The 433-nt window shown below is 65.4% G+C and carries 1 protein-coding gene; it reads right to left on the bottom strand.

Annotated features, from left to right (window positions below; genetic code table 11):
- A partial coding sequence (locus AACY08_RS30035; protein WP_339472724.1) for a TonB-dependent receptor plug domain-containing protein occupies positions 1–408 on the bottom strand: 408 nt, incomplete at its 3' end.
- Positions 409–433: the final 25 nt, after the last annotated feature.

The following is a 433-nucleotide window of genomic DNA, read 5'->3' as shown; positions in this document are numbered from 1 at the left end:
CCCGCCGTTGAACCGCGCATCGCCAGTCGGAATACCGTCCAGCGTCAGGCCGATCTGTTCCTTGTTAAGACCGCGCAAGAACAGTTCGAACGAGAACGAGCCGCCTCGGGCGTCGCCGGTCGAAACCTTGACGCCCGGCACTTTGGCCAGGCTTTGGTTGATGTCCGCGCCCAACGGACGGTCGGCGATGTCGGTACGGTCCAGCTCAAACGTCGCGCGCGCCTTGCCCGCGCCGAGCTTTTGCCCGGTCACGACGATGTCGCTCCCATCTGCTGCGGCGACCTCGGCTGGTGTGGTGCCCGGGGGCTCCGTGCGCTGCGCATGCGCCTCTTGCGCGCACAGGATGGCAACGAGCGCGCCGCTGGCCACCCGGGCCCCTACGGCTCCGGATATTTTCTTGAAAGCCATGTTTGTCCCCCTTTTTTCCGATTCG

It is taken from the genome of Pseudomonas sp. EL_65y_Pfl1_R83, from assembly GCF_963970695.1.
In the GTDB taxonomy this organism is placed as follows: domain Bacteria; phylum Pseudomonadota; class Gammaproteobacteria; order Pseudomonadales; family Pseudomonadaceae; genus Aquipseudomonas; species Aquipseudomonas tritici.
The sequence above is the reverse complement of the archived record's forward strand: the minus strand, read 5'-3'. Positions and strand labels throughout refer to the sequence as shown.